Genomic DNA, 2,381 nt, shown 5'->3' with positions numbered 1-2,381 from the left:
AATTTACTTTAACTTAAAGCACTTTTCAGGTGCATAACCTCACGTCACAACCAAAACCTTATAGGGAAGTTCCATGAAACCTCCCTACTGTGGTTTACCCAAATGAAAACGGCTGTAATATAGTAATGACAATTGTTTTGCTAAACAGAGTATTAGATGAAAAATTAAAGAGATGCTCCCTAAGCTTTTTTTTAGCTGCATCTCTTTACAATGGAATATTTGAAGGTATAATGTAGTCAGGTTTTAAAAGTGAAGTAGGTTCGCCAGAAATTAGACCTGTGAACCTACACTTCTTCTTTTTGATTGCGCTTGAGGGAACTAGCACCTAAAATACTTATTCCCAAAAAACCTAATAAAGAAGCAGGTTCAGGAGTGCTTACCGAAGAAACAGCAGTATAACTGCCAAAGAAAGAAGTTTCAAAAGAATTTCCATCAGGTAATAAGTTAGCATATAGGTTAGTAACCCCATCACCACCACAGCAGCCAATAGGATTATCTATGGAACCTGTAGGTTCAAACGTCAATACAGTATCAAAGTCATTCTGAAAATCAATAGAGCCACCAACAATAAGGCCATTAAAACCCGTGAAAACTAGACCAAGTTCACCTGCTCCCAAATCGAAGATTGAAATTCCGGCAAGAGATAAGTTTGTTCTTAGATCTCCTATATCAAAAGAGGAACCATCATCAAAGCTGAAATTCATATCAAGATTGCTCAAACTATCTAGTGTATATATTCCAACCTCAGCATCGCCGTCAAAGCTGAGTACCCCACTGCCTACAAAAGGTTCTGCTAAATTATTATCAATAATAGCATCAAAAGTAAAATTGAATTGTGCTGCATGAGCAGGGATAGTTTGAAAGCTAATCATTGTTACACCAGCAGCAGCTATTGAAAACTTCTTGAGCATAATATAAATTTCCTTGGAAAACTTTATGACCTACGACATTTAGCTTATTTCTCCCCCGAAATTTTTTCAACTCCTTCTGGCTAAACTTTACAGAATCTTTAAAAATGAAGAAAGTATTTTTAGCATTTAAAATTACTACCATCAATTACTAAATAAGCCTTTGAGGTTATAGGTACAGTAATAGCAATTATGAAATTTTGATGAAGTAAGATTGGGTGATGTATCCAGGAAACCAGGGAGTGATACAATAAAAGTTTAATTAATATCCTCAACTTTGAATAATCTTTAATTTGGTCAATGGTTGTTTTTCAAGGTTAAAATTAGGGGCATCATATCCAGTTTGGTTGAATAGTTGTCATTGCGATCTATAAGGAAGCAATCTCTAATAGACATCTCCAGAAAAGAGGGAACAGGGAACAGGGGGTAGTAATTGATAATTTATGGACAATAATTGATTTTATTTTTCATTTTTGGAGATGTCTAATACATTAAGACTGCTTTCCTAACAAAATACTCGGTAAATCTTTCACATTGCCCCAGTCGCGATCGCTTCTATTTTGAAATAAAATGTACCCATAAATTACCATCTGGCATACAAACATTACGAATTAATCTATAAGAATAATGGAGAAAAGCACCACTTAAGTCAGTACGATACCCAGTAGAAAACCATTCGCCATAAGGGTCATGGATAAATAATCCTTCATTATCAAAACCAACACCAACAATTAGATGACCAAAAGAGGTAAAATAACTGTGTATAGCTACAGGATTTCCTGCTATTAGGGAGTCTTGAACTTCTTCAATTGTGGCATTAGTTTTAAAAGTATCTTGACATCCATAATCTCTAACAATTTTAACTAAATGATATGGATTATGACGACTGTAACCTTGAGTTAAAGCATAGTCATAAAGCTCGTCTTCAAATTCACCATAATTTGACCTACGATTCACCTCTAAAAATTCTAAACATGAAGCAATTGAAGTAATATTACATAAGCCTGTCGGGTTATACCAATTGTCTAGTTTTGGTTTGTACGGAACTTGTATTCTGATATTTTCTGGTTTGAGCTTAGGATGCACAACTTGATTATTTTCATAAATTTCAATATTTTTTTCATGGATATACCAAACTCCTAAACTGTTGTGTTTATGGTTACGAAAAGCAATCCGGAAATGGTTTCTCACTGGAGCGTAAGCTAAAAGTTCAAACTCTTGATTAGCAGAAATATGATGTTTTTCTGAATCAGTTAATTGAGAAGATTGAAGCGGTCTAGACTTAAGAATAGTATCCTTTTTAGTTTTTAATATGATTGGAGCTGCGGGAATATTTGCTTCTATTGCCTCGAACAATTTTTTGATAGTTTTTTCTCCTAAATATCCAGCTTCACCACTTTTTTGATTAACTTGAAACCGATGAAGTGCTGCTGTGGTTAATGGGCCAAATATGCCATCTACTGGAGGGTTAAA

At 34.5% G+C, this 2,381-nt stretch carries 2 protein-coding genes; both read right to left on the bottom strand.

The window, feature by feature from the left end; translation table 11 throughout:
* Positions 1 to 284: 284 nt before the first annotated feature.
* Positions 285 to 911: a PEP-CTERM sorting domain-containing protein gene (locus tag F6K22_RS38890; protein WP_293110292.1), complete on the bottom strand. Its 627-nt coding sequence runs from the start codon at positions 909 to 911 to the stop codon at positions 285 to 287.
* 552 nt (positions 912 to 1,463) lie between these two features.
* The coding region (locus F6K22_RS38885) for a C39 family peptidase (RefSeq protein WP_293110291.1) at positions 1,464 to 2,381 on the bottom strand (918 nt) is incomplete at its 5' end.

The organism is Okeania sp. SIO2F4 (assembly GCF_010672385.1).
In the GTDB taxonomy this organism is placed as follows: Bacteria; Cyanobacteriota; Cyanobacteriia; order Cyanobacteriales; family Microcoleaceae; genus Trichodesmium.
Note: the sequence above shows the minus strand (reverse complement) of the source record. Positions and strands in the feature narration are given on the sequence as shown.

What these genes read in the sequence shown, in the direction of transcription:
- F6K22_RS38890 (WP_293110292.1), bottom strand. Translation starts at nt 911, where the DNA reads ATGCTCAAGAAGTTTTCAATAGCTGCTGCTGGTGTAACAATGATTAGC.